Annotated in this window: 1 protein-coding gene; it reads right to left on the bottom strand. The window is 64.8% G+C overall.

Features of this window, described 5'->3' with window-relative positions; genetic code table 11:
- Positions 1-247, bottom strand: a 247-nt coding sequence (locus AC0IYH_RS33255; RefSeq protein WP_471838672.1) for a prephenate dehydrogenase/arogenate dehydrogenase family protein, incomplete at both ends; no start/stop codon positions are given.

Raw genomic sequence — 247 nt, 5'->3', positions numbered from 1 at the left:
GTCTGCGCCAGCGGCGTGAGGATCACCTTGTGACGCTTGAACAGCTCGCCGTTGGCTGCCTCGACGCCACTCTGCTCGGAGCCGGCAATCGGATGGCCCGGCACGAAGCGTGCCGGCACACCACCGAAGACAGCGTCTGCAGCGCGCACCACATTGCCTTTGGCGCTACCGGCGTCGGTCAGCACGGCATCACCCAGATCCAGCTTGGCCAACTCACCGAGCAAACGCTCCATAGCCAGGATAGGGA

This window comes from Pseudomonas sp. AC463 (assembly GCF_979253585.1).
The sequence above is the reverse complement of the archived record's forward strand: the minus strand, read 5'-3'. Positions and strand labels throughout refer to the sequence as shown.